Here is a 1,352-nt window from a genome sequence, read left to right as displayed (position 1 = left end):
TGAACCGTCCCGGGTTTGATGCACCCTCGGTTATGTGTGGACGACTGGTCGGTCGTCGCGGGTTTGTGAATAGTAGTCAGCTTCGGCTTCGGCCGGTGGGCGCCGGTCGAGGCGGTGCATGAGCCGGCCGGTGTTGTACCAGTGGACCCAGTCAGCGGTGATGGCTTCGACACTGCCCAGGCGGGTCGGTGGTCCGCGGTGAAAGGGTGAGTCGTCGCGGATGCATTCGGTTTTGTAGAGCCCGATGGTGGTCTCGGCCAGAGCGTTGTCGTAGGCGTCACCGACGGTCCCGATCGATGGGCTGAGGCCGTGCAGTTGCAGGGTCTCGGCCAGGTGCACCGAGGTGTATTGCGACCCGGCATCGGAATGGTGAATCGTCTTGGCCTGCAACGGATTGCCCTGTCTGGCACGAAATGCCGCAGCCTGGGTGATGGCCCGTTCGACGAACGCGGTGTGCTTGCTGGTCGAGCATTCCCAGCCCACGATCCGCCCGGCGAAGGCATCGATGACGAACGCAGTATAGACAAACGATCCGCCCGCCAAACGCACATAGGTAAAGTCGGCGACCAGCAACCTGTTCGGTGCCTGGACGGTGAAGTGGCGGTTGACCAGGTCCGGTGCCCGGGTCGCGGCCGGGTCCGCGATCGTGGTGCGGACCTTCTTGGTCCGGGTCACACCGCGCCAGCCGTTGGCCTTCATCAGCCGCTCGACTGTGCAGCGCGCGACCTGGATACCTTCGCGGTTGAGGTGGGCCCACATTTTCACCGACCCGTACAACGCCTCCGGCGGCCGCCGGCCGTGCTGGCCGGGCTCGTAGTAGCCGGCCAGCACCTCGGTGATCGCCGTGTCCCACAATGCCCGCTTTGACGGCGCCCGGACCGCCCAGGCGTAATAGGTCCTCGGAGCGATCTTGCAGCCCTGCGCGCTCAGCGCACGGCAGATCGAAGCGACCCCGAACCGAGCCTTGTGCTCGGCGACGAACCGGCAGATCAACGCTGTCGCGGGTCGCTCTCCCGCGCGAAGAAACTCGTCGCCGCTTTCAAAATCTCGACCGTGCGCTCAAGCTCGGCGTTCTTCCGCTTCAACTCACCGATCTCACGCGCCGACTCCGACGACACCCCATCAGCCTGGCCCGCGTCGACCTGGGCCTGGCGAACCCAGCGGCGCAGCGACTCAGACGTCATACCCAACCTCGCCGACACCGCCTTGATCGCAGCCCACTCCGACGAGTAATCCTGAACATGATCAGTGACCAACCGAACCGCCTTGGCCCGGGTCTGCTCGTCGTACTTACTCGGCATAGATGCCACCTTCCCAACGAAAGAGGTGCGCATCAAACCCGGGGTGGTTCA

The 1,352-nt window shown here is 64.6% G+C and carries 1 protein-coding gene; it reads right to left on the bottom strand.

Translation table 11 applies throughout. The features are described 5' to 3' along the window. Window positions 1-30: 30 nt before the first annotated feature. Window positions 31-1,301, bottom strand: a protein-coding gene (locus ACIA49_RS41845; protein WP_396383934.1) for an IS3 family transposase whose coding sequence is annotated in 2 segments (ribosomal slippage) — window positions 31-1,028 and window positions 1,028-1,301 — 1,272 coding nt in all. Because the reading frame shifts where the segments join, the coding sequence is not laid out codon by codon here. Window positions 1,302-1,352 lie beyond the last annotated feature (51 nt).

Origin of the sequence: Kribbella sp. NPDC051587 (assembly GCF_044453945.1) — a bacterium.
Classification (GTDB): Bacteria; Actinomycetota; Actinomycetes; order Propionibacteriales; family Kribbellaceae; genus Kribbella.
Note: the sequence above shows the minus strand (reverse complement) of the source record. Positions and strands in the feature narration are given on the sequence as shown.